The following is a 23255-nucleotide window of genomic DNA, read 5'->3' on the forward strand; positions in this document are numbered from 1 at the left end:
CTGGGAACCCGGCCCGCCCTCGTCGCGGGCCGGGGCTCACCAGTGCAGCGCGTCCAGGTAGGCCGCCACGCCGTCCTCGTCGTTCGGCAGGGCCACCTCGTCGGCGATCTCCAGCACCATCGGGTGCGCATTGGCCACCGCCACCGCCTGGCCGGCCCAGGCCAGCATCGGCACGTCGTTCGGCATGTCCCCGAAGGCCAGCACCCGGTCGGCCGGCACGTCGTACCGGGTGCAGAGCCAGGCCAGCCCGGCCGCCTTGGTCACCCCGGCGGCGGAGATCTCCACCAGACCGGAGTACGTCGAGTGCGTCGCCTCGGCCAGCCCGGCCACCGTCGCCGTCACCAGCTTGATGAAGACCTCGGGCTCGTGTTCGGTGGGCCGGGCGAGCAGCTTGACCGCCGGTACGGCGTGCAGCTCCTCCGGTGACCCGATGGCCCGGATGAGGTCCGGTTCGCTTTCCCAGCGCAACGGGAAGGGGGCCTCGTGCCGCATCTCCCGGCTGTCGGTGATCTCCACCGCGAGACACACCCCCGGCACCGCCGCCCGGAGTCGCCGGGCCACCTCGGCGAGCAGGGCGGGGGAGAGCGGATCGGCGCGCAGCACGGTGTCGGTGAGCGGGTCGTAGACCACCGCCCCGTTCGCGCACACCGCCGGTACCGGCTCGGCGAGCTGGTCGTACACCAGTTTCAGCCAGCGCACCGGGCGGCCGGTGACCAGCACCACAGGCGTACCCGCTGCGGTGATCCGGCCCAGCACCTCCGCCGTGTACGGACTCACCGTGCGGTCCGAGCGCAGGAGCGTGCCGTCGAGGTCGGTGGCCACCAGCCGAGGGATGGGCGGTGAGCTGGCCGGAGTGGTTCCCATCAGCGGGAGAGTAGTCGATCCAGGAACACCGCTACCCCGTCGTCGTCGTTGCGCAGGGTCACCGCGTCGGCGGCGGCCCGGACCGCCGGGTGCGCGTTCGCCACCGCCACCCGGTGCCAGCCGGCCCACTCGAACATCGGCAGGTCGTTCGGCTGGTCCCCGAAGACCAGCACCTCGGCGGGGTCGACCCCGAGCGACTCGGCGACCACGGTCAGCCCGGTCGCCTTGTCCACCCCGGGCGGGCAGATCTCGATGAAACCCAGACCGGCCTGGGTGAGGGTCGCCACGTCGGACGGCACGATCTCCCGGGCGGCGGCCAGCAGTTCGTCCACGTGGCGGTCCGTGGTACGGGCGAACGCCTTGATCACGTCGTGGGAGAGGCAGTCGGCGCGGCTACGGTTCTCGAACAGGGCCGGGTACGGCCAACTCGGGTCGAAGTCCCCCCAGAGCGGCGCATCGTGGCTGTCCAGCGCCTCGACCATCACGGTCAGCGGGCCGAGCTCGACCTCCAGCTTGCTGATCAGTTCGGCCAGCACCCCGGCGGGCAGCCGCTCGTCCCGGAGCACCACCGGGCCGGTCGGGTCGCTCTGGTCCACCACCCGGCCACCGCCGGCCATCACCAGGAAGTCGGCGGCCCGGATGTCGTTGCGGGTCAGCTCGGTCAGGCGGGGCCCCCGGCCGGTGGCCGCCACCACCGGGATGCCCGCCGCACGGACCCGGTCCAGGACCTGGTGGGTGTACGCCGAAACGGTCTCGTCGCTGCGTACCAGCGTGCCGTCCAGGTCGGTGGCGATCAACTTGGGCAGTCCGGGGCGGGTCATGGCTCCTCCTTCGCCCGCCGCCCAAACACGCCGGCCGTCTCGCTCGTCGGTAAGGGTCAGCGCGTGACGACGGGGAGCAACCGTACCTCGCGGATACCGGCCCAACCATGACTTTCCGGCGAACCGGGTGGCAACCCCGGATGACCGGTGCGGTCGGGCAGCGTGGCAGGTGGACGGGCCCGGTGCCTGCCGGGCGGGTTCCTCAGCGGGGCGCCGGCGGGTCCGGGCGGACGAACGGGTTGGTCGGCTCCACGGTCAGGTCGGTGGGTGCGGCCGGGCCGTCCTCCGGCTCCGGGGCCCGACGGCGGCGCCAACGGCCGGCTCCGGCTGGCTCCGGCGCCTGACCGACCTGGTCGTCGGCATCCGTGGCCGCTTCGTCGCCGGACGTTTCCGGGGAGTCTCCGTCGTCGCCGGACCACACCGGCGACTGTCCGGCGTCGCCAACCTGTCCCGGGAAGGGGTGGACACCCGCGCGGTGTGCGGCGAGACCGAGCAGTGCGGTGGCCACGAAGGCCATCATCAGTCCGCGCCCGTAGTCGATCCGGAAGCCGTCGTCGGCCGGGTAGAAGAGTCGCCGTTCGGCTGCCTGGTCGAGCGCGAGGGCTGCGGTGGTCAACAGGACGAGCAGGCCTCCGGCGAGCGTGTGGGCCAGTACCCGGGCATTGTGCCGGACACTCCGGGAGCCGGCCAGGACCAGCGCCACGCAGCCGGCCAGGGCGAGCAGCCCGATCAGGTACGCCGTACCGAAGTTGCCGACGTCGGAGACGCCGGCCGGTACCCGGACCGTCTCGCTGGCCTCCGGCCCCGAGTTGGGTACGGTCATCACCGACCACTCCCCGGCCAGGCTGGCGAAGGCGGCCACGCCGCCCAGACCGGCGAGTACCGCCGGCAGCCGCCGGTCCCGAACCAGGGCGGCCCACCTGCTCTCCGGCCGGTCGGTGCGGCCCTCACCCCAGGCCATCACGACCGGCCCGTCGGCGCGGCTGTCCTGTCGGGGTACGGGGGGATCCTGGGACATCGGTCGCCCTTCCGGTGGGCCGGGGCACTCCGCCGAATCATGACACAGCGGCCGGTGGTCGGGCAGAGATCACACACCGCCCGGCGGGCGGTGGATCGGGCAGAATTGTCGATGTGCCGGTGGAGATGAGTCGAGAGCGTTTCGAGGAACTGGTCGCCGATGCCCTCGACGAAGTGCCGGAGGAACTGCTCCGCCTGATGGACAACGTGGTCATCCTGGTGGAGGACGACCCGCCGGAGGACGAGCCCGACCTGCTCGGGCTCTACGAGGGGCACGCGCTGACCGAGCGCGGCTGGGACTACGCCGGGGTGCTGCCCGACCGGATCTTCATCTACCGTCATCCCATCCTGCGGATCTGTGACGACGACTCGGACGTGGTGGACGAGGTCGCGGTGACCGTGGTGCACGAGATCGCCCACCACTTCGGCATCGACGACGACCGGTTGCACGCCCTCGGCTGGGGCTGAGCGCTGTTGCCGCTTCTTGCGCAACCTGCCTACCCTCGGGCCACTTACGCTGATCGGGAGGCAAATTCAGATGCGCAGCGCGCTGTTCTCCGCAGAGAACCTGGAGAAGGAGTCCGCCCAGCCGGGGATGCGGCTGCAGAACTCCAAGATGTTGAAGATCGAGCTGAACGGCGAGGCCATGGCCCGGGTCGGCTCGATGGTCGCGTACCAGGGCCAGGTGCAGTTCCAGGCACTCGGTTCGGGCGGGCTCGGCAAGTTCCTCAAGCAGAAGCTGACCGGTGAGGGCGTCCCGCTGATGAAGCTCAGCGGCCGCGGTGACGTCTTCCTCGCCGATCTCGCCTCGGACGTGCACATCATCGACCTGGAGCAGGGCGACGCCCTCTCCATCAACGGGTCGAGCGTGCTCGCCTTCGACTCCACCCTCCAGTACGACATCAAGATGGTCAGCGGCGCCGGGATGATGTCCTCCGCCGGGCTGTTCAACTGCGTCTTCAGCGGGCACGGCCGGATCGCGATCACCACCAAGGGCACCCCGGTGGTGCTGAACGTGGACGCGCCGACCTACGTCGACCCGCAGGCGGCGGTCTGCTGGTCGGCCAACCTCCAGGTCGGCTACCACCGGGCCGAGCAGCTCGGCATCGGTACGCTGCTCGGCCGGCGTACCGGCGAGGCGTACACGATGAGCTTCGCCGGGCAGGGCTTCGTGGTCGTCCAGCCCTCCGAGGAGCCGCCGGTGGCCGGTTCGGGGCAGCAGGAGCAGCAGGGCGGCCTGCTCGGTGGCCTGCTGAGCTGAGCACCGGGTGGCGCCTCCGGCAGTGGGTCGGGGGCGCCACCCACTCAGCACAGCTCCCCGGCCCGCAGCCGCGCGAGCCACGCCACCGCGTCGGCGTAGTCGGTGTCCGACAGACCGGCGGGCGGTGGCACCGGTCGCTCCGCCGTCGGAGTGTTCCACCGGTGGCGGGGATAGGACCCGAGGAACCGGACGTCCGCACAGACCCGGCGCAGCCCCTGCAACGCCTCGCCCATCCGGACGTCCGCGACGTGGCCGGTGCAGTCCAGGAAGAAGACGTACCGGCCGAGCGCCTCACCGGTCGGGCGGGACTCGATCCGGGTCAGGTTGACCCCGCGTACCGCGAACTCGGTCAGCACCGCGAGCAGCGCGCCCACCCGGTCGTGGGCGATGTAGACGGCCAGCGAGGTGACGTCGTCACCGCTCGGCGGCGGCGGTGGCCCCGGGCGGGTGACCAGCACGAACCGGGTGACCGCGTCCGGATGGTCGGCGATCTTGTCGGCGAGTACCGCCAGCCGGTGCCGGGACGCGCCGATCGGTGCGCAGATCGCCGCGTCGTGCTGCCCCTCGGCGGCGGAGATCGCCGCAGCGGCGTTGGAGAGCACGTCGACCACGACCGCGTCCGGCAGGTTGTCCCGCAGCCAGCCCCGGCACTGGGCGGACGCCTGCGGATGGGCGGCGACGCTGCGGATGCCGGGCAGCCCGGTACCCGGCCGGGCGGCGAGCAGGAACTGCACCGGCAGCACGATCTCCCGGGTGATCACCAGCGGCGCACCCTCGGCGAGTTCGTCCAGGGTGACCGGTACGGCCCCGCCGATCGAGTTCTCCAGCGGTACGACGGCCGCATCGGCGTCCCCGGCGCGTACCGCGTCCAGCGCCTCGGGGACGCTGCGGGTGGGTGTACGACTGCCCCGCTCGGCGGCGGGGATGGTGCGCAACGCCTGCTCGGTGAAGGTGCCCTCGGGACCCAGGTAGACGAACCGGGTGGGCGGTGTTCCTGGCATGGTGCCAGCCTACGCACCCGCGCCGGTCACCGTGGCGCCGTCGCAGGCCAGTGCCCGGATGCCGGACGGGGCCAGGGTGCGTACCTCGATGGTGCAGACGTCGGTGCCGGCGGTGACCAGTTTGAGAGCGCCGGGGCGGCCCCGGGACACCATCTCCAGCGCCTCGTGCCCGGTCACGTCGATCACCGCGTACTGCCACCCGTCGGCGCAGAGCGGACCCTTGGTCACCTTCGCCCGTACGCCGGCCGGCAGCAGGCCGTCGGCGCGGCGTAGCAGCCCGATCACCTGGCCCGCGTCCGGCCCGCTGCGGCACGGGCCGGCGTTCTGGTCGGCGGGGGTGGGTACCGGCGGGAGGGTGAACGTCGGTGCCGGTGGCGCCGGGACGGCAGGAAGGGTGGGACTGGCCGGCGGCGCGGACCGGGTCGGCAGGGCACCACCGGCCGGCTCGCGTAACTCGGGCGGGGTGCCGCAGGCGGTCGACGGCAACGCCACGCCGAGCACGACGCCAACGAGCAGCAGCCGGTGCAGTGACGGTCGAGGGGTGATACGCGGCACGAGCCGGGTCCTTGGGATAGGTGGGCGTCGTTAGGTTTGATGGTTCGGCCGGCCCGGATGCGCGGCCGAACACATCGTAGAGCCTGAGGACCGTCGATCGGCGGGTCAGGTGGCCACCCGATGGCCGACATTGGTCAGGGTGCCGATCGCCTCGGCCAGGCGGACCGCCGGCACCAGCACATAGTCGGTGTCGTATGTGGAGAAGGCGACAATCTCCACCCTGGCCTCGGCGAGCGGGGCGACCAGGGAGGCGAGCACCCCGGTCAACGCCAGATCCAGCGGGCCGACCACCCGCAGACACCGCCAGGGGGTCTCCACCGTTGCCCCGTCCGGCACCCGCAGGGTCGGGCAGATCAGGGACAACCCGTCCGGGCTGGCAGCCAGGGAGGCGACCTCGGTGCCGGACAGGTCACTCAGCAGGCCGGTCGGCACCGGCGTGCCGCTGGGGATCCGGCACACCGCGTACTCGTCCGGCAGCAGAGCGATATCCAGCATGAGGGCACCTTACGGTGAGCAGCGGCCTACCCCAACCTCTGCCGGTGCGGTCATCACCACAGCCGGCCCTGCTCAGACCTCCGAGAAGAAGGTGAGTGACCCGGCCACCGCGCCGTGTACCAGCACCGGGGTGGAGATCGCGTCCACCGTGGCGTCCGGCCCGCCAGGCGTACCGGCCCGGACCCGGAGCAGACCCCGGGCGAGCCGGCCGGAGGAGAGGGCGAGCAGCGGGGGGATCTTGTCGACCTCCTGCTCGGTCAGTTCCGCCCGGGCGGCGGTGAAGTCGAGCAACCGCAGCCCTCCCTTGAGCAGGGGAAGCCCGATCACCTCGGCCGGCGTGCCGAGGCCCAGCAGGGCGCACGCCGCAGTCGACACCGCGTCGACCCGGGTCTCCCGGTCGATCAGCAGACACGGCTCGGCCGCATGGCGTACGGTCGCTGACCACTGGGCCAGGCTGTCGGTGGGTTCCGTCGGCGAGTGGACCGCTGGCGCGAGCACTTCCGTGAGCGAGAGTTCGACGTGGGCCACCGCGCCTCCTATGCACACCAACGGTGAACTCCACGCTAGCCGGTAGTGACCGTACCGGGCCACCCCGTGACACTGCGGCTTCCTGCCTCCGGCCGGGCCGATGGGCGGCGGCGGTCGGAGGCAGTGCGGCGTACTGTCGGGCTACGCCCCCCGCCAGCGTGGCGCCGGTGACGTTACCGGTGGCTGGCCCGCTTGTCAGCGGCCGTTCGGCCGTCCTCGTACCACCGGTAGTCGGCCGCCGGACGGTACGAGCCGTCCATCCAGGTCGACGGATGCTGCGCGACCCGGGAGAGCTTCTCGGCGGTGGCCGGGCTGATCCGGTTGCCGCCCGCGATCAGCAGGCGGTCCAGTTCGCGGTGCGTCGCCACCAGGCAGTCCTTGGGCAGGCCGTAGACGCTGATGTCGCCCGAACCGACGAAGGTGAGCACCGGCGTGACCGGGATGGGCCTCCCTACGGCGGCGGTGAGCGCCTTGCCGGCCCGCTTGGCGTCGCGGCGGGCCTCGGCGACGTACGCCGGGCGCTTCCCGTTGATCTGCACCACGTCCCCGGCGACCAGCACCCGGGAGCGGCCGTGGTCGGCGATGGTGACCGCGAAGAGGCCGCTGGGGCCGATGGCCAGGAAACCCGCCCGGTCGTGCTGTCCACTGCGGTCCAGATCCAGCAGTTGGGCGGCCGGGTCGGTCCGGGGCCACTCGACCACGTGCCAGGACGGTCCGAGGTGGTCCAACTGCCCGATGGCCCGGGCACCGGCTGCCTCCACCCGTCGGGCACCACGCTCGGCACGTCGGCGACGGGCCCACTCCAGTGGGGTGGGTCGGGCCGGCTCCAGCAGCCCCGACCCGGCGTTGGGTCGCGGTGCGGTGGCGGGGGGTAGGGCTCGTGCGGTGGGTACCGCTCGGCGAGCTGGGAACACAGTCATCGTGACCTCCGGCAAAAGGTCCCTTGAAGTTATGTCATCACTACCCTACGTGGCCACTCCCAGCAAGTTGCAAGTTGAAGCGCCGGAGTGAGTAGGGATGAATGCCGTATTCAACCAAAGCCTCTTTTCCCGGATGGTGCCAACCCCCTGGCCTACGCTGCTGAGGTGGCCCATTACGTCGACAGTGAAGTCGGCCGGCTCGGCACCGTCCTGCTGCACCGGCCCGGCCCCGAGCTGGCCCGACTGACCCCCCGGAACAACGACTCGCTGCTCTTCGACGCCATCCCCTGGGTCGGCCGGGCACAGGAGGAACACGACGCCTTCGCCCGCGCCCTGCGCGAGCACGGTGTCGAGGTTCTCTACCTGAGTACCCTGCTGGCCGAGACGCTCGCCGTCGCCGACGCCCGGGCCGAACTGACCGAGCATGTGCTCGACGATCCCCGGCTCGGCGACACGCTGCGCCGCCGGGTCGCCGACCACCTGGCGTACCTCGACCCGGGAGCCCTGGCCGACGTACTGATCGCCGGCCTGGCCCACGAGGAACTGCACACCAGCTGGGACCGGCCCGGCGGGCTGGTCTACACCCTGATGGACCGGCACGACTTCGTCATCGATCCGCTACCCAACCTGCTGTTCACCCGGGACTCGTCGTTCTGGGTCGGCGACCGGGCCGGGGTCACCAGCCTCGCCATGCCCGCCCGGCGGCGGGAGACCACCCTCACCGGTGCCATCTACCGGCACCACCCACGCTTCTCCGGGACGGAGCTGGTCTACCGGCCCGAGCTGGAGCACCTCGAAGGCGGTGACGTCCTGCTGCTCGCGCCCGGGGTGGTGGCGGTCGGGGTCGGCGAACGGACCACACCGGCCGGGGCGGAACGCCTGGCCCGCCGGGTCTTCGTGGCCGGACTGGCCCACACCATCCTGGTCGTGCCGATCGCCCAGGAACGCGCGACGATGCACCTGGACACCGTCTGCACCATGGTGGACGTCGACGCCGTGCTGATGTACCCCAACATCGCCGGCAGTCTGTCGGCGTACACCGTGATCGCCGGACCCGACGGCGAGCCGCAGGTGGACGGTCCGGCCCCGTTCCTGCGTGCGGCGGCCGACGCGATGGACCTCGACGTGCTCCGGGTCATCGACACCGGGCTGGACCCGGTCACCGCCGAACGGGAGCAGTGGGACGACGGCAACAACACCCTGGCCATCGCACCCCGGCTCTGCATCGGCTACGAGCGCAACGTGGAGACCAACGCCCAGTTGGCCCGCGCCGGCATCGAGGTCATCGAGATCGCCGGATCGGAGCTCGGCTCCGGTCGGGGCGGGCCCCGCTGCATGTCCTGCCCGGTGGTGCGGGAAGCACTCCGGCCGGCGCCGGCCGGCGCCGGCTGAGCGGTGCCACCGGCCACCCGGGATGCGGCCCGGGCAGCCGGCCGGGATGCTCCTATGGTTGTCAGCGCAGGGTGAGCTGCCGACCGAGCAGGCCGTGCCGGGCACGTCGGCCCGCCGCGTCCAGGGCGCTCGGGTCGGCCAGCGCCTCGGCGTACCGCTTGGCGAACTCGGCCACCGACCCCTCCCACTCCCCGGCCGGCGTCTGCTCGGGCAGGTCCCAGACCGGGATGAGCCGGCCGTGCGCCCGGAACATGCCGGCGAACTTCGTACCCTCGCCGAGGGTCAGCGTGCCGGCGACACTCAGCCGGGCCAGCGCGTCGAGGGCGGCGTCCTCGTCGTCCGGCAGCACCCAGCGCACGTGTGCCTTCTCCGGCACCTGGCACCAGTACGCAGCCCGGGCCCCGGTCATCCGTACGGTCGGGTAGATCGCCGCGTTGGCGCGCTCCAGGGAGGCCTGCACGGACGGGTCGTCGGTCGCACCCGGGTCGAGCCAGAACTCGAAACCGTCGTGCATGCTGATCTCCAACGGCCCGTCGACCAGCACGTCGGTCAGGCGGGGCCCCGGGCCGGGCAGCGGCGGCACCGTGACCTGCCGGCCGGGCTCGGTCCGCAGCGCGCAGAGCAGCGCCTCGGCGAGGTCACGGGAGACGTCGCCGGACTGGACGTGCCGTTGCAGGCCGATCAGCACCCGGCCGTCCGGCTTGGTCATCGCCGGGGCCGCCATCGGCAGCACGGTGGCCAGGGTGACCGGCCGGTCGCCGTACTCCTCGACCAGTTCCGGCTTCAGGCGCAGCGGCGCCGAGGCGGCCGGTACCAGCTCGCGCAGGGCGATCCACTCCGGCTCGTCGGCCAGCCCCTCGAACGGTCGCGGATTGAAGATGTCCCGCACCTTCTCGCGCCGGGGCGCGCTGTCGGTGGCGGACCGGGTGTTCTTTCGACGCTTGCTCACGGCGAGACAGCCTAAGCGTCCGGAGGCCCGTTCAGGGCGCCGGCACCAGGTGCGGTTGCTGAGGTGCCGGAGGCACAGCGCTCTGCGGCACCCCCGTTCCTGCGCCGACCGTTCCTGCGCCGACCGTTCCTGCGCCGACCGTTCCTGCGCCGACCGGTCCCGCAGCGACCGGTCCCGGTTTGACGATCCGCGGGTCGGTCGGGTCCGGGGCGACGACTGCCGGGGCGACCGGGTGCGCGGTGACCGTTTCCGTACCGACCCTGCCCGGCGCGGTCACCGAGAACTCCGCCCAGACGCTCTGCCCCAACCCGTCCCGTTCGACGCCCCACCGGTCCGCGAGCGCGGCGACGATGTGCAGGCCACGGCCATCGGCGGCGGTGGGGCCGGCCGCCCGCATCCGGGGTGTCGCCGCAGCGCCCCCGTCGGTCACCCTGATCCGCACCAGCGGACCGGCGTCGGCGGGGCCTATCCGCCACGCCACCCGGACCACCGCGCCGGGCAGCGGCTCGGCGTGCCGGATGGCATTGCCGACCAGTTCGGCGAGGACGGCGACCAGGTCGGCCAGCAACTCCGGTGGCACGACCCCGGCCAGCTCGCCGGCGAGCCGGTGCCGGGCCAGCCGGGCACCCCGGGGGTGGTGGGGCACCACCACGCACCACGAACGCTCACCCGACGTCGCAGCCACCGTCGTCCCTCCCCACGGGCTCACCCGCGTGGTAGTCGCACCTCTGCGACGGTACCGCCACCGGGACGTGGGCGGAGGGATACCCAGCCATTCTGTCGTTCGACGATCCGCCGGACTAGGTAGAGCCCCAGGCCGGCGCCCGGGTAGCGGCGCCGGTCACCCGACTCCCCCTGCCAGAACCGTTCGAACGCCCGCTCGACGTGTTCAGGGCGGACACCGATGCCCCGGTCGCTGACCCGGAACGCCACCGTCCGTTCGTCGGCCTCGGCGCTGATCTCGATGGCGGATCCGGCCGGGGAGTACTTACCGGCGTTGGTGACCAACTCGGTGAGGGTGGTGGCCAGGCTGTGCCGGTCACCGAGCGCCCGGGGCAGATCCGCCGGCAGGCCGAGGGCCAACCGGTGCCGGAGATCCGCAGGAAGGTCGTCCACTGCGGCCCGCAGGGCGGCGGTGAGGTCGAAGAGGGCCGGTGCGCTGCCGATGGGTCCGCTCTCCGCCGCCGAGGAGAGCAGCCGGTCGACCAGCCGGGCCAGTTCGTCGGCGCGTTGCCCGATCACCCGGGCCGCCTTGCGCCGGTCGGCGTCGTCCAGCGAATCCCAGTGGTTGGTGAGGGTGTCGGCGTACCCCTTGATCACGGTGACCGGCGTACGCAGCTCGTGGCTGGTCACCGCGACGAAGAGGTCCTGGTCGTGGTCACGCTGCTGCTGGTCGGTGATGTCCCGGAAGGTGACCACCCGGTGCACACCCGGGGCGGGTAGCTCGCCGGAGGTGATCCGGATCCACCGGCCGTCCGGCAGCCGGTGGTCCAGTACCTGCCCGGAGGGGGGCATCGGGAACGGCAGTGGCCGGCTCAGCGCCTGGGCCGCCGGGCGGCCGGTGACCCTGGCCGCCGCCGGGTTCCAGAGCCGGACCTGACCGTCCCGGTCGACGATCGCGAGTCCGTCCGCGAGGGCCGCGACGACCGGCCCGTCACCGTGTACCGGTAGCCCGCTCTGGTCGCCGTACATGTGCGCGATGCAGGACGCCAGGTACGCCACCACGGTCAACTGCTCCGGGCCGCCCGGATCGTCGCTACCCGGGTGCAGGGCGTGCAGACTGCCCACCACCACCCCGCCGATCTCGGCCCGGGCCACGATCATCCGGCCGAGACCCCGGCAGTCGAGTTCGGCGGCCAGCTCGCCGCTGAGGGCGCCCACCCGTACCGACTGGACCCGGGGACCGGTGAAGAGACAGTCGGCGGTCGGGTCGTCCAGCGGCACCGGACGGCCCAGCGCCCACTGGGTGGCCCCGGTCGCCGCGATGATCCGCCCACCAACCGGGCCGTACTCGACGAACGCCGTCCCGGCGGCGCCGATCGACCGTTGGGTGAGGTGGAGCAGCTGGGTGAGGACCGGAAGCCCCGCGTCACCGGAATTGATCATTTCGATGACGACGGTGTGCCCGGCGAGGAGAGCGGCATAGTCGGGGCGCTCCGGCATGTCCCGAGTCTGCCCGTTCGGCGCGGTCGGGGACACCCCGGCACCGGCCGGGTACGTTCCGGCGTGGCCTGGCACCCCTACCGACCCAACCGTTGCAGGACCAGCGCGGGCCGGTCGGTGATGACCCCGTCCACCCCGGATTCGAGCACCAGGTCCAGATCGGCCGGCTCGTTCACCGTCCACACGTAGACCCGGTGGCCAGCCGCCCGCAGCGCCGGTACGAGCTGTGGGCGGGACCGGACCAGGTTGATCCCGGGACCGGCGATCCGTACCCCGAAGGGCAGCCGCCCGAGCCACAGCCAGCGGGGCAGCACCTCCAGCAGCAGCACCGTGGGCAGGTCCTGGGCGAGTTCCTGGATCCGGCGTACCGCCAGCGGGGAGAACGACATCACGGTCACCTGGACCGGATCGTCCGGCCCCGGGGCGTCCAGCCCGTACCGGCGCAACAGTTCGACCAACCGCCGCTCCACCGCCGAGCCGTACCGGCTGGGGTGCTTGGTCTCGATCAGCAGCCGGACCGGCCGGCCGGCGGCGGTGACCGCGTCGAGCAGCCGTTCCAGGGTGAGCAGCCGGGTGTGCGAACCGTCCAGCGGCGCGTCCGGGTCGTCGTCGGGCGGGCAACCGGGGTGCCAGGAGCCGAAGTTCAGTTCCTCCAGTTCGGCCAGGGTACGGGCGCTGACCCGACCCCGGCCGTTGCTGGTCCGGTCCAGCCGGCGGTCGTGTACGCAGACCAGGTGGCCGTCCCGGGTCAGCCGGACGTCGCACTCCAGCCCGTCGGCGCCCTCGTTGAGGGCACGCAGGTAGGCGGCGAGGGTGTGCTCGGGCAGGTCCGCGGAGGAACCACGGTGGGCGAACACGAGGGGGGCGTGCACCACGGCCGACCGACGCCTAGAGCACCCGGGCGGGGCGGCCGTCGTCGGTGACCACCGGCCGGCCGGCCGTCGCCCAGGCGTGCATCCCACCCTCGACGTTGCGGACGTTCTCCCAGCCGTTGTGCATCAGGTAGGCCACCACCTGGCCGGACCGCCCGCCGGAGCGGCAGATCACCGCGATCTCGGTGTCGGTCGGTATCTCGGCGAGCCGGGCTGGCACCTCCATCATCGGCAGGTGGTGGGCGCCGGGCGCGTGCCCGGCCGTCCACTCGTCCGGCTCGCGTACGTCGAGCAGGTAGGCGTCGTCGCCGACAGCGGAGGCAGGAACGGAGGGCACCCTTGGTCCGAACACGGCTACCAAGCCTAGAGGGCCACCCCGGTCACGACGGATTCACCCACCGTTGGTTGGTCCGGGCCCACTGTTCGACCCGGTTCTCCCGGACCGCCTCGAACAGGCCGCTCGCGCCCTGGTCGAGCAGGACGTAGGAAACCTCGTCGATGGTCTGCGGGTGGGAGGGGACCTGCACCCCGAGCAGGGCGTCCGAGCCCAGCTCGCGGAGGGCGAGGATCAGGTCGTCCAGGGGTACCCCGTTGGTGTCCACGGTCAGTGAGGAGCCGACCGCGCGGAGCACCTGGTCGAACTTGACCGGGTCGCCCCGCAGGTCGGTCGCGGCGGCCCGGTCCAGCATCGCCCGGAGCAGTTGCTGCTGGTGACGCTGCCGGTCGTAGTCGCCGTTGGGTAGGTCGTACCGCTGCCGGACGAGGTCCAGGGCCTGTGCTCCGGTCAGGTGCTGGCAGCCGGCGGGAAAGACGTGGCCGGTGTGGATCGAGCGCACCTCGGTCTCCGGGCAGAGGCGTACCCCGCCGAGGATGTCGACCACCTTCCGGATTCCGGCGAAGTCGATCAGGGCGGCACCGTCGAAGCGGAGGCCGGTGAGCCGGGCCAGGGCGACGGAGAGCAGCCGCGCACCGCCCTCGCCGCCGCCACCGTGCTGGTACGCCGCATTGATCTTGTCGTTGCCACCCGGGTAGCCGGCTCCGGCGGGGATGCCGACCAGCAGGTCCCGGGGAACCGAGATGAGGTACGCCCGGCCCAGTCCGGCCGGCAGGTGCACGATCAGGATGGTGTCCGCCCGGGTCTCCGGGCTGTTGCTGTTCGGCCGTCGGTCGGAGCCGATGAGCAGGTAGGTCAGCGGACCGGAGACATCGGTGCGGTCCTGTCGGGCGGCCGGGTCGAGCAGCAGTTCCCGGGCGACCGTGCGGTCGTACCGGTCGGAGAGCATCCGCAGGCCGACCACGCCGAGCCCGGCGAGCAGGACCAGCGCGACGCCGAGCGCGAGCAGGCCGCGCGCCCAGCGCGGGGTCCGTCGGCGGTCCGCACCCGATCCGGTACGCGTCGACGTCGCTCGTCGGAACCTGGCCGTGACATCCTCCCGAAGCCTGGTACGTGATACCTGCTCACGTCAGGCTACGGTCCGGTTCGTCGGCCCGATGGTGATTCGTGAAATGCCCGGCGCCGCTACTTGCGGTCGGACAGTACCTCCGGGTTGGCGTAGACGAACTCGGCGAGCCGGTCCTCCTTGACCGCGCGGAACATCTCCAGGCTCTGTTCGTTCAGCACCTCCCGGCCCGAGCCGCCGGTGGCGAAGGTGCCGCCGTTGGTGCGGAGCAGGGTCAGTTCGTTGCCGGTGACGCCGCGCATGGTGAAGACGAAGTCGGCGATCGGCACGCCGCCGGTGTCCAGCACCAGCGCCTCACCGGCCGCCTTGATCAGCCGGTTGAGCTTGACCACGTTGACGCCACCCTCGGTGGCCTTCTTGGCCATCGCCTTGATCAGCTGCTGCTGGTTCTGCTGCCGGTCGTAGTCGCCGTTCTTGAGCTCCTTGCGCTGCCGGGAGTAGTCGAGAGCCTCCCAGCCCTTCATCTCCCGGCAGCCCGTCTTGTGCACCACCGGGGTCATCTTCTTGCCGGTCTTCTTGGCGTCCGCGTTCCACATCGGCTTGCCGTCGACCATCACCATGTGCATCGACTTGGTCTCCTGCGCCACGCAGATCCGTACGCTGCCGAGCGCGTCGATGATCTTCTTGAAGCCGCCGAAGTTGATGATCGCCGCGCCGTCGAAGCTGACCCCGGTCATCTTCTTGATGGTCTGCGCCATGAGCTGGGCGCCGCCCTCCCAGCCGCCGCCGTTGCGGGCGCCGGCCTGGAACGCGGCATTGATCTTGTCGACGCCCCCGTGGTAGCCGGTCTTCTTGAAGGCGGGGATGTGCGCCTCGGTGTCCCGGGGGATGGAGATCAGGTACGCCTGGTCGTGGGTGGCCGGGATGTGCAGGATGATGATGGTGTCCGCCCGCACGTCGTCGGCGGCCAGCCGGGCCCGGGCGTCGACACCGAGCAGCAGCAGGTCGATCGGGCCGTTGAGGTCCTTGCCGCCCTCGGCGTCGGACTTTCCGGCGTCGCCGAGCAGGTTGGTCTGCTCGATGTCCCCGGTGGCCTGGCTGATCAACGCCTTGCTGCCGACAATGGCCACCCCGCTGGTCATCATCAGCACCACGCCGACGATCACCATCAGTCGGGCCCAGAGCGGGTCCCGGCGTCGGGATCGTCCGCCCTTGCCGGCACCTCCGGCGCGGCCCCCGGCGCCGGTCGGCGGGTGTATCGCAGAGGCAGCCCGTGCAGGGGTGCCGGGATCCATCGACGGGGGACGACGGCGGGTGTCAACCGGCATGCCTGCTCCAGCTCGCACAGTCAGGGGGCTTGCCCACTGTACGGATCGGAACCGGTCCTGGCGAGTTCATGTGCCCGCCATTCTGTGGACAGTTTCTCATAGAGCGACCGGCAATAGGACTGGCGGAGCTGCGGCGCGCCCTGGCACGTCGGCTGGCGGCGTTGTCGTCGTCGGCCATGCAACACCGGCATGACCTCCTCCTCCGCCTTGCCACCCTCGGCCAGAACCCGCCTCGCCTCCACCGCCCTATTGCCGGTCGCTCTCATCTGCGCCGATCGTTGCCGGTCTCCGGCCAAAATGGTGGAAGAAATTTCTGGCCGATCGGTGGGGGGCATTGCACCCGACCGGATGAATCAGCTTCGGTACGTCACCGGCCCCCGGCAGGTATTGCCCGCCGGGGGCCGGTGACGGATCAAGGGTTGACCCGCCGGGTGCTACTGGCCGGCCGGCGGGTTGGCGCGAACCCAGTCGGTCATCTTGTCCGCCGCGATCGCCTGGTACATCGCCAACGCCTTCGCCCGGTCGGAGACCACCACCGACTCGCCATTGATCATGTCGCTGCCGTTGTGCGGGCTGGTCACGAAGATCAGGTTCTCCCCCCGCAGGTGCCGGAACTGGAGCGCCATGTCGACCAGCGAGAACCCCTGGTCCACGGTGATCGCATCGGTGGTCGCCTTCAGGAACGAGTTCAGCTTCGCGGGATTGGTGAGCGTGCCGCCGCTGGCCGCCTTGTCCATCAGGGCGCGGAGGAACTCCTGCTGGTGCCGCATCCGGGCAAAGTCCCCGTCCGGGAACTGCTTTCGTTGACGGATCCAGTCCAGCGCCTCGGCGCCGTTCATGTGGTTGACGCCCTTGGTGAACTTGCGGCGCGGCGGGTGGATCGAGGTGATGGTCCGCTCGACGGTGAGGTCGACACCGCCGAGGGCGTCGGTGACCTCCTTGAAGCCGGCGAAGTCGATCGCCATCACGTGGTCCAGCCGTACGTCGGTGAAGCACTCGACGGTGCGGACCGCGAGCGGCAGCCCACCGAACGCGAACGCGGCGTTGATCTTCGCCCGCTGCCCGGAACCGCACTCGGCCTGGGGCCCGTCCGGAATGGGTACGTAGAGGTCACGGGGGATGGAGACCAGATAGGCCGACTTATGGTCGGAGGGGATGTGCATCACGATGATCGTGTCGGCCCGCCACTGGCTCTCCTTGTCCAGCGGGGCGTCCGGGTCTCGTGAGTCGGTACCCACCAGCAGGATGTTGAGCGCGCCCTCCACCTGCTTCGCCGGCCGCCCACCGGTGATCTGTGAGAACGGATCCGTCCGGGCCAGGTCGTCGTTGAGACCCCGGGCGTAGAACCAGGCACCGGCGCCACCCAGCAGGGCGAGGACCAGCACGGCGACACCCGCCACCAGCCCGATCCGGCCCCAGCGCGGGCGGGGACCGCCTCGGCCGGCCGGCCCGCCCGGGCCACCGGGGCCGCCCGGACTGGTGGGACCGCCCGGACCCCGGCCGCCGCCCGGAGCCGGTGCGGAGGGGTGCGGGTCACGGCCGGGGAGCCGGCCCTCGGCCGGCGGCCGGCTCCCCGGTACGGAGGCGCGTCCGGCAGAGGTACCCACCGGACGGCGCGGGCCGTCCGGGAGCGGGGAACCGGCAGGCGTGGTCGCTGACATGTAACTCAGGGTACGTAGGCTCGGCCACCGTCGGCCCGGGTCGCAGCGGGAGTGTCGGCCGGGGTTGTAGCGGGAGTGTCGTCGCGTGGCGCGGCGGCTGGCAGCGGCAGGCGCGATGTCACCCCAGTCGCTGGCGGAAGTGCTCGATCGTCCGGCGGAGCCCGTCCTCCGGGGCGACCTGCGGGGCGTACCCGAGGCGCTCGCGGGCCAGGGTCAGGTCCGGACGGCGCTTCTCCGGGTCGTCGGCGGTCCGGGTGATGTAGCTCACCTCGGAGTCGCTGCCGGCGAGTGACACGATCAGCTCCGCCAGTTCCCGCATGGAGAGTTCGTGCTCGGTGCCACAGTTGACCGGGCCGGTCTCGGTGGAGTCGAGCAGGAGCAGGATGCCGCGTACCAGGTCGTCGACGTAGCAGATCGACCGGGTCTGCGCGCCGGTGCCGTGCACGGTGATCGGCTCGCCCCGCAGGGCCTGGTTGATGAAGGTCGGGATGGCCCGGCCGTCGTCCGGCCGCATCCTCGGCCCGTACGTGTTGAAGATCCGCACGATCGCGGCGTCCAGCCCGCGGTACCGGTGGTAGGCCATGGTCGACGCCTCGGCGAACCGCTTGGCCTCGTCGTAGACGCTCCGGACGCCGATCGGGTTCACGTTGCCCCAGTACGTCTCGCGCTGCGGGTGCTCCAGCGGGTCGCCGTACGCCTCGGAGGTGGATGCCATCAGGAAGCGGGCACCGTCGGCCACCGCCCGGTCGAGCAGGTGCAGGGTGGCCACCGAGCCGACCCGCAGGATCTCGACCGGCAGGGTGGCGAAGTCGGTGGGGCTGGCCGGCGAGGCCATGTGCAGGATCGCGTCGAACCGCTCGGCGACCGCCGGGTGGTGGTCCGGCAGGCCCTCGGAGATGTCGGCCTCGACCAGCGTGAACCGGGGGTTGTCGGCCAGGTGGGCGACATTCTCCTTGGTACCGGTGACGAAGTTGTCCACGGCGACGACGGTGCAGCCCCGCTCGATCAGCGAGTCCACCAGGTGTGACGGCACGAAGCCGGCCCCACCGGAGACGAGAACGCGGTGACCTGATCCGAAACGAGGGGCAACCTTCATGCCCGTCAGCCTACCCAGAACCGCGATGGGGAACCGCCCACCGGTCACGGGTGTTAGGAAGGGCCCCTTCCTATACCGAATGCGATAAGAAGGGGCCCTTCCTTACGGTTCAGTGGGCGCCGGCGCCGGTGAGGGCGCGGACCTCCAGTTCGGCGTACTTCTCGGCGTCGTTCTCCTTGGAGAGGAGGGTGCCGACGAAGCCGCAGAGGAACCCGAACGGGATCGAGATGATGCCCGGGTTGGACAGCGGGAACCACTGCCAGTCGGAGTCCGGGAACATCGAGGTCGGCGCCCCGGAGACCACCGGTGAGAAGAACACCAGCACCACGGCCGCGAGCAGACCGCCGTAGATCGCCCAGACCGCGCCGGAGGTGTTGAACCGCTTCCAGAACAGGCTGTACAGGATCGCCGGCAGGTTGCCGGAGGCGGCGACCGCGAAGGCCAGCGCGACCAGGAACGCCACGTTCAGGCTCTGCGCGAAGATCGACAGCAGGATGGAGACCGCACCGATGACGAAGGCGGAGATCCGGGCGACGTTCACCTCCTGCCGCTCCGACGCCTGCCCGTTCTTGATCACGTTCGCGTAGAAGTCGTGCGCGAGGCTGGAGGACGAGGCCAGGGTCAGCCCGGCCACCACGGCGAGGATGGTGGCGAACGCGACCGCCGCGATGATCGCCAGCATCGCGGCACCGCCCACCTCACCGCCGAGGAAGTCCACCCCGAGTGCCTGGGCGAGCTGTGGTGCCGCCGTGTTGCCGGCCTTGTCCTGCGCGGTGATCGCCTCCCGCCCGACCAGGGCCGCCGCACCGAAGCCGAGTGCCAGGGTGAACAGGTAGAAGGTGCCGATGATGCCGATCGCCCAGAGCACGCTCTTGCGGGCCGCCTTCGCCGTCGGCACCGTGTAGAACCGGATCAGGATGTGCGGCAGGCCGGCGGTGCCGAGGACCAGCGCGATGCCGAGCGAGAGCAGGTCGACCTTGTTGTAGAAGGTCTGGGTGGCGTTGCCGGCCACCTCCACGCCGTACCGTAGCCCTGGCTCGAGGAAGGCGCTGCCCTTGCCGGACGAGGCGGCGGCGTCGCCGAGCAGCGAGGACAGGTTGAACTTGTACTTCGCCAGGACCAGCAGCGTCATCACCAGCGTGCCGCCCATCAGCAGCACGGCCTTGACGATCTGCACGTAGGTGGTGCCCTTCATCCCGCCGACCGTGACGTAGATGATCATCAGGGCGCCGACCAGGATGATGGTGGCGACCTTCGCGGTGTCCGCGTCCATGCCCAGGAAGGTCGTCCCGGGCCGGATGCCGAGCAGTAGGGCGACCAGCGCGCCCGCGCCGACCATCTGGGCCAGCAGGTAGAAGATCGACACGGTGATGGTGGAGACCGCCGCCGCAGTCCGGACCGGCCGTTGCCGCATCCGGAACGCCAGCACGTCCGCCATCGTGTACCGGCCGGAGTTGCGCAGCAGCTCCGCCACCAGCAGCAGCGCGACCAGCCAGGCCACCAGGAAGCCGATCGAGTACAGGAAGCCGTCGTACCCGTAGAGGGCGATGATCCCGGCGATGCCGAGGAACGAGGCGGCCGACATGTAGTCGCCGCCGATCGCCATGCCGTTCTGGAAGCCGGAGAAGGACCGACCACCGGCGTAGAAGTCGGTGGCCGTCCGGGTCTGCCGGCTCGCCCAGATGGTGATGACCAGGGTCACCGCCACCAGCACCACGAAGAGCGTGATGGTCAGGGTACGGGCGGTGCTGTTGGTGGCCTCAGCCGCGAGGACCGTGTTCATGGTTCACCTCCCCGACCTCGGCGCGGATCCGGTCGGCGACCGGGTCGATCCGCCGGTTGGCGTACCGGGCGTAGAGCCAGGCGATCAGGAAGGTGGAGACGAACTGGAGCAGCCCGAAGACCAGGGCGACGTTGATGTTGCTGCCGAACAGCCGGGTGCCCATGAAGTCCCGCGCGTACGCCGAGAGGATCACGTACAGCGCGTACCAGAGGAAGAACGCCACGGTCATCGGGAAGATGAAGCCGCGCAGGGTCTTCCGTAGTCCGGCGAATTCTGCCGACTCCTGGACGGCGACGTACCGGTTGGACGTGCCCGCTGCTGATGCCGGGGTATCCGTAGACATGCGTGAATCACCACCTTCAACAGGTGTGGGGAGTTTCGCGCACGGTAGGGACTGCGGCGACGCCCCCGAAAGACCGTCGGGCGGCCGGGTCGGCGGGTGCGCCGAACGGCACGACTGCTGCGCCGAGTGACCTGTGTCACTCCGGTGAGCGGTACCGTTCAGTCGCCCAGTTGGCGGTACCGGCCCCGGTGGTGCAGCAGTGGCGTCCCCTCCTCGGCGAGGGCGACGGTCTCGATGGTCGCCTCCACGAGCAGCGCCCAGCCGTACTCCCGGGCCCCGTCGAGCCGGCACCCCACCCAACCCCCGGCGTCGGCCGGTACCGGTCCGTAGTCGGTCGGGATCCACTCGCCGGCGGCGAAGAGCCCGCCCGGGGCGGGGAAGAGTCCGGCGAACCGGTCGGCGAGCTGCCGGTGCGGCGGGCCGAGCACGGCCACCGCGAACCGGCCGGCGGCCGAAGCCGCAGCCCACAGGTCCGACTCCTCGTCGACCAGGCCGAGCAGCCGGTCCGGTTCCCCCTCGGCGACCAGGGTGGAGGAGACGGTCAGCCCGGCCGGGCCCGGCGCGGTCCAGAGGGTCACCGTCGCAGCCAGTCGGCCCCGCAGCCGGCGTACCGGGGAGCGTTCACCGACCGGGGTGGCGAACGGATCGGTGTGGTGGATCTCCGCGCCCGGTTCTGGATTCACGTGAAACATTGTGCCGCCGCCCCGGTGGCCGGAGCGGCGGACTCCATGAACGGAATGTGGTGTGCCGTGCCGGGTCACCCGCTGACGATGATCTTCCGGGTCAGCAGGTTGTTTCGCTCCTTGCCGGCCGGCTCCGGATACCGGCCGGTGTGGTCCGGTCCCCAGTACGCCGACGCCGAGAGGTCGCCGACCACACGCAAAAGCCAGGTCCGCCGGACACCCGAACGCCAGGTCCGCCGGTCAGCGGCGCCAGGTCCGCCGGTCAGCGGCGCCAGGTCCGCCGGTCAGCGGCGCCAGGTCCGCCGGTCAGCGGCGCCAGGTCCGCCGGTCAGCGGCGCCAGGTCCGCCGGTCAGCGGCGCCAGGTCCGCCGGTCAGCGGTGCCAGGTCCGCCGGTCAGCGGCGCCAGGTCGGCCGGTCAGCGGCGTGGTGTCACGGCGGTGAGCAGCTCCGGCATCCGCCGGTCCAGCACGTCCCCGGCGAGGTACGTGCCGAGCAGGGCCGCCCCGACGCCGTACGCCAGACCCACCGGCAGGGCCAGCCAGTACCAGACCCCGCCGAGCAGGGCGGTCGCCACCACCATCGGCATGGTGACGGCCACCGAGGCGACCATCGACACCAGGGTCAGCAGACCCTTCGTCACCCCGGCTCCGCTGTTCACCGCGAACGGGTTGCTCGTCTCCGGCAGCGCGTACGCCCCGAGGATCGAGACGAACACGTTGATCGCCAGCCCGGCGCCGTACGCGGCGAAGAGGGACCCCGCCATCACGCCGATCCAGGCCGGTTCCCGCAGCACCACCGCGACTATCACGCTGATCGTCACCAGCAGCGGCACCACGTAGAGGGAGAACGCGACGGCCCGGGCCCGCAGCTCCAGCCGTCCGGGTACCCCGGCGATCACGTTCGCGGCGTACGCGCTGCCATCGAAACCGAACTGGTTGGCCAGGGTCACCGAGGCGAGCACCCCCACGAACACCATGGAGAGGGCGACCGTGGTCGGGGAGACCGTGAAGCCCTGCTCCCCGCTGACCAGTCCCTGGCTGCCGACGTTCACCATCACCGGTACGAAGACGCCGACCACGGCGATGGTGATCAGGTTGGCCCGCCGCCGGGCGTCCCGCCACCAGTACCGGGCCTCCCGGGCCACCAGTGCGCCGAACCTGTCCCGGCGCACCCAACCGGCGGCCCAGGGGAAGAGCTGCGCGACCGGCGTACCCGTGACCTGCCGGCGCTTCGATGCGGAGCCGCCGCTCGCGGCCCCCACCATGGCCGACTCCAGTGACCGTGACCACCACAGCAGCAGCGCCCCGATGGTCAGTACGGTGATCAACAGCTTGACCGGCGCGGCCCAGGCCCGGCCCTGCGCCACATCGATGCCGGCGGTGTAGGCGGCCCCGAACGGGGTCCAGCCGATCACCTCGGCCACCCCGGCCAGTTGGTCCCAGTCCGCCCGTTCGACGGCGACCAGCACGGCGATCTGGAGCGGCCCGAGCAGGGCCGCGAGCACCGCCAGCAGGATCGCCGCCAGGTCCCGGACCCGGCGGGACCGGAGCATGGTGGCGAACGCGCTGGTTACCGCCCGACTGGCGGCGACGCAGAGGAGCAGGCCGGCGACCACCCCGACCACCGTGACCAGACCCGCCGACCAGCCGCCGAGCGACCAGGCGGTCACCACCAGACCGCTGGTGGCGATCAGCGCGGCCATCGCCGGGATACCGACCAACGCGGCGGCGAACATGCCGGTGACCAGGGTCCGGCGGGTCAACGGCAGCAGGGCGAACCTGGCCGGGTCGAGGGTCTCGTCCACCCCGAACAGCACCAGTGGCAGCAGCGTCCAACCGAGGACCAGCAACCCGCCGCCGAAGGCGGCGGCGGGAACCGCGAACTGGGACCCGTCCGCCAGCCCGGGCGCGGCGAGCAGGAAGAACCCGGTGGCCGCGAACCAGAGGGCGAACAGCGCGCCGACGACGTAGAGCGCGATCCGCCAGCCCTGGCCACGGAAGTTGTTACGCATCACCCGCAGCTTGAGCCGGACGAACAGGCCGGCGCCGACCCGGCGCACCGGCTCCGTCGAGCCGACCGGCTCCGTCGACCCGACCGGCTCCGTCGAACCGACCGGCGGCAC

General features: G+C 71.5%; 23 protein-coding genes and 1 pseudogene. 3 read left to right on the top strand and 21 right to left on the bottom strand.

Features of this window, described 5'->3' with window-relative positions; all coding sequences use genetic code 11:
- Positions 1-36: 36 nt before the first annotated feature.
- The 3 genes from V6U90_RS06230 to V6U90_RS06240 form a co-directional block, all read right to left on the bottom strand.
- A complete protein-coding gene (locus V6U90_RS06230) occupies positions 37-864 on the bottom strand; it encodes an HAD family hydrolase (RefSeq protein ID WP_334431940.1) in 828 nt (275 codons plus the stop codon).
- A complete protein-coding gene (locus V6U90_RS06235; protein ID WP_334431942.1) occupies positions 864-1685 on the bottom strand; it encodes an HAD family hydrolase in 822 nt (273 codons plus the stop codon). Before V6U90_RS06235 ends, V6U90_RS06230 begins: the two co-directional genes overlap by 1 nt.
- 202 nt (positions 1686-1887) lie before the next feature.
- On the bottom strand, positions 1888-2703 hold the full coding sequence (locus V6U90_RS06240) for a hypothetical protein (RefSeq protein ID WP_334431944.1): 816 nt from the start codon (positions 2701-2703) through the stop codon (positions 1888-1890).
- Positions 2704-2822: 119 nt separating this feature from the next.
- Here V6U90_RS06240 and V6U90_RS06245 point away from each other — a divergent pair, with 119 nt between their 5' ends.
- Positions 2823-3170 carry a metallopeptidase family protein gene (locus tag V6U90_RS06245; RefSeq protein WP_334431947.1) on the top strand — a complete coding sequence of 116 codons (348 nt, stop codon included), beginning with the start codon at positions 2823-2825 and terminating at the stop codon, positions 3168-3170.
- A gap of 70 nt (positions 3171-3240) precedes the next feature.
- The gene (locus V6U90_RS06250) at positions 3241-3963 is read left to right on the top strand and encodes an AIM24 family protein (RefSeq protein WP_334431949.1); all 723 of its coding nucleotides are present in this window, start codon (positions 3241-3243) and stop codon (positions 3961-3963) included.
- A gap of 44 nt (positions 3964-4007) precedes the next feature.
- Here V6U90_RS06250 and pheA read toward each other — a convergent pair whose 3' ends face one another.
- The 5 genes from pheA to V6U90_RS06275 form a co-directional block, all read right to left on the bottom strand.
- Positions 4008-4964, bottom strand: a complete 957-nt coding sequence (gene pheA, locus V6U90_RS06255; RefSeq protein WP_334431952.1) for a prephenate dehydratase — start codon at positions 4962-4964, stop codon at positions 4008-4010.
- Positions 4965-4973: 9 nt separating this feature from the next.
- Positions 4974-5480 (bottom strand): hypothetical protein, encoded by a 507-nt coding sequence (locus V6U90_RS06260; protein WP_334432069.1) that lies wholly within the window; start codon positions 5478-5480, stop codon positions 4974-4976.
- A gap of 144 nt (positions 5481-5624) precedes the next feature.
- Entirely contained in the window at positions 5625-6014 is a 390-nt protein-coding gene (locus V6U90_RS06265; protein WP_334431954.1) for an ACT domain-containing protein, read from the bottom strand.
- Between the two features lie 72 nt (positions 6015-6086).
- Positions 6087-6542, bottom strand: coding sequence for a hypothetical protein (locus V6U90_RS06270; RefSeq protein WP_334431956.1), 456 nt, complete (start codon positions 6540-6542; stop codon positions 6087-6089).
- 173 nt (positions 6543-6715) lie between these two features.
- A complete protein-coding gene (locus V6U90_RS06275) occupies positions 6716-7462 on the bottom strand; it encodes a hypothetical protein (protein WP_334431958.1) in 747 nt (248 codons plus the stop codon).
- Between the two features lie 165 nt (positions 7463-7627).
- Between V6U90_RS06275 and V6U90_RS06280 the strand changes: the two genes are divergently transcribed.
- The gene (locus V6U90_RS06280) at positions 7628-8854 is read left to right on the top strand and encodes an arginine deiminase (protein ID WP_334431961.1); all 1227 of its coding nucleotides are present in this window, start codon (positions 7628-7630) and stop codon (positions 8852-8854) included.
- A 61-nt stretch (positions 8855-8915) separates the two neighbouring features.
- Here V6U90_RS06280 and V6U90_RS06285 read toward each other — a convergent pair whose 3' ends face one another.
- From V6U90_RS06285 to V6U90_RS06345, 13 genes and pseudogenes are all read right to left on the bottom strand, one after another.
- Positions 8916-9803 (bottom strand): DUF5926 family protein, encoded by an 888-nt coding sequence (locus tag V6U90_RS06285; protein WP_334431963.1) that lies wholly within the window; start codon positions 9801-9803, stop codon positions 8916-8918.
- Between the two features lie 208 nt (positions 9804-10011).
- Positions 10012-10455: pseudogene (locus tag V6U90_RS06290) on the bottom strand (ATP-binding protein); the annotation flags it as partial.
- A gap of 53 nt (positions 10456-10508) precedes the next feature.
- Complete coding sequence (locus V6U90_RS06295) at positions 10509-11966, bottom strand: sensor histidine kinase (RefSeq protein WP_334431965.1); 1458 nt, start codon at positions 11964-11966, stop codon at positions 10509-10511.
- Between the two features lie 77 nt (positions 11967-12043).
- Positions 12044-12838, bottom strand: coding sequence for a glycerophosphodiester phosphodiesterase (locus V6U90_RS06300; RefSeq protein WP_334431967.1), 795 nt, complete (start codon positions 12836-12838; stop codon positions 12044-12046).
- A 16-nt stretch (positions 12839-12854) separates the two neighbouring features.
- On the bottom strand, positions 12855-13190 hold the full coding sequence (locus V6U90_RS06305; protein WP_334431969.1) for a rhodanese-like domain-containing protein: 336 nt from the start codon (positions 13188-13190) through the stop codon (positions 12855-12857).
- 28 nt (positions 13191-13218) lie between these two features.
- Positions 13219-14136 carry an LCP family protein gene (locus tag V6U90_RS06310; protein WP_442933534.1) on the bottom strand — a complete coding sequence of 306 codons (918 nt, stop codon included), beginning with the start codon at positions 14134-14136 and terminating at the stop codon, positions 13219-13221.
- Positions 14137-14357: 221 nt separating this feature from the next.
- Positions 14358-15407: an LCP family protein gene (locus tag V6U90_RS06315; protein ID WP_442933535.1), complete on the bottom strand. Its 1050-nt coding sequence runs from the start codon at positions 15405-15407 to the stop codon at positions 14358-14360.
- Positions 15408-16000: 593 nt separating this feature from the next.
- The gene (locus V6U90_RS06320; protein ID WP_334431974.1) at positions 16001-17227 is read right to left on the bottom strand and encodes an LCP family protein; all 1227 of its coding nucleotides are present in this window, start codon (positions 17225-17227) and stop codon (positions 16001-16003) included.
- 118 nt (positions 17228-17345) lie between these two features.
- A complete protein-coding gene (locus tag V6U90_RS06325) occupies positions 17346-18323 on the bottom strand; it encodes an NAD-dependent epimerase/dehydratase family protein (RefSeq protein ID WP_334431976.1) in 978 nt (325 codons plus the stop codon).
- A gap of 109 nt (positions 18324-18432) precedes the next feature.
- Complete coding sequence (locus V6U90_RS06330; RefSeq protein WP_334431978.1) at positions 18433-20106, bottom strand: solute symporter family protein; 1674 nt, start codon at positions 20104-20106, stop codon at positions 18433-18435.
- A complete protein-coding gene (locus tag V6U90_RS06335) occupies positions 20084-20449 on the bottom strand; it encodes a DUF485 domain-containing protein (protein ID WP_334431980.1) in 366 nt (121 codons plus the stop codon). The genes V6U90_RS06330 and V6U90_RS06335 overlap by 23 nt, the downstream gene beginning before the upstream one ends.
- 158 nt (positions 20450-20607) lie before the next feature.
- Positions 20608-21141: a flavin reductase family protein gene (locus V6U90_RS06340; protein WP_334431983.1), complete on the bottom strand. Its 534-nt coding sequence runs from the start codon at positions 21139-21141 to the stop codon at positions 20608-20610.
- Between the two features lie 407 nt (positions 21142-21548).
- On the bottom strand, positions 21549-23192 hold the full coding sequence (locus tag V6U90_RS06345; RefSeq protein WP_334432073.1) for an ABC transporter permease: 1644 nt from the start codon (positions 23190-23192) through the stop codon (positions 21549-21551).
- Positions 23193-23255: the final 63 nt, after the last annotated feature.

It is taken from the genome of Micromonospora sp. CPCC 206060 (assembly GCF_036906895.1).
In the GTDB taxonomy this organism is placed as follows: Bacteria; Actinomycetota; Actinomycetes; order Mycobacteriales; family Micromonosporaceae; genus Micromonospora.

Coding starts and splice junctions, on each gene's coding strand:
- V6U90_RS06240 (WP_334431944.1), bottom strand. CDS start 2,703: ATGTCCCAGGATCCCCCCGTACCCCGACAGGACAGCCGCGCCGACGGG.
- V6U90_RS06235 (WP_334431942.1), bottom strand. CDS start 1,685: ATGACCCGCCCCGGACTGCCCAAGTTGATCGCCACCGACCTGGACGGC.
- V6U90_RS06325 (WP_334431976.1), bottom strand. CDS start 18,323: ATGAAGGTTGCCCCTCGTTTCGGATCAGGTCACCGCGTTCTCGTCTCC.
- V6U90_RS06265 (WP_334431954.1), bottom strand. CDS start 6,014: ATGCTGGATATCGCTCTGCTGCCGGACGAGTACGCGGTGTGCCGGATC.
- V6U90_RS06295 (WP_334431965.1), bottom strand. CDS start 11,966: ATGCCGGAGCGCCCCGACTATGCCGCTCTCCTCGCCGGGCACACCGTC.
- V6U90_RS06340 (WP_334431983.1), bottom strand. CDS start 21,141: ATGTTTCACGTGAATCCAGAACCGGGCGCGGAGATCCACCACACCGAT.
- V6U90_RS06315 (WP_442933535.1), bottom strand. CDS start 15,407: ATGGTGATCGTCGGCGTGGTGCTGATGATGACCAGCGGGGTGGCCATT.
- V6U90_RS06275 (WP_334431958.1), bottom strand. CDS start 7,462: ATGACTGTGTTCCCAGCTCGCCGAGCGGTACCCACCGCACGAGCCCTA.
- V6U90_RS06330 (WP_334431978.1), bottom strand. CDS start 20,106: ATGAACACGGTCCTCGCGGCTGAGGCCACCAACAGCACCGCCCGTACC.
- V6U90_RS06320 (WP_334431974.1), bottom strand. CDS start 17,227: ATGTCAGCGACCACGCCTGCCGGTTCCCCGCTCCCGGACGGCCCGCGC.
- pheA (WP_334431952.1), bottom strand. CDS start 4,964: ATGCCAGGAACACCGCCCACCCGGTTCGTCTACCTGGGTCCCGAGGGC.
- V6U90_RS06250 (WP_334431949.1), top strand. CDS start 3,241: ATGCGCAGCGCGCTGTTCTCCGCAGAGAACCTGGAGAAGGAGTCCGCC.
- V6U90_RS06335 (WP_334431980.1), bottom strand. CDS start 20,449: ATGTCTACGGATACCCCGGCATCAGCAGCGGGCACGTCCAACCGGTAC.
- V6U90_RS06230 (WP_334431940.1), bottom strand. CDS start 864: ATGGGAACCACTCCGGCCAGCTCACCGCCCATCCCTCGGCTGGTGGCC.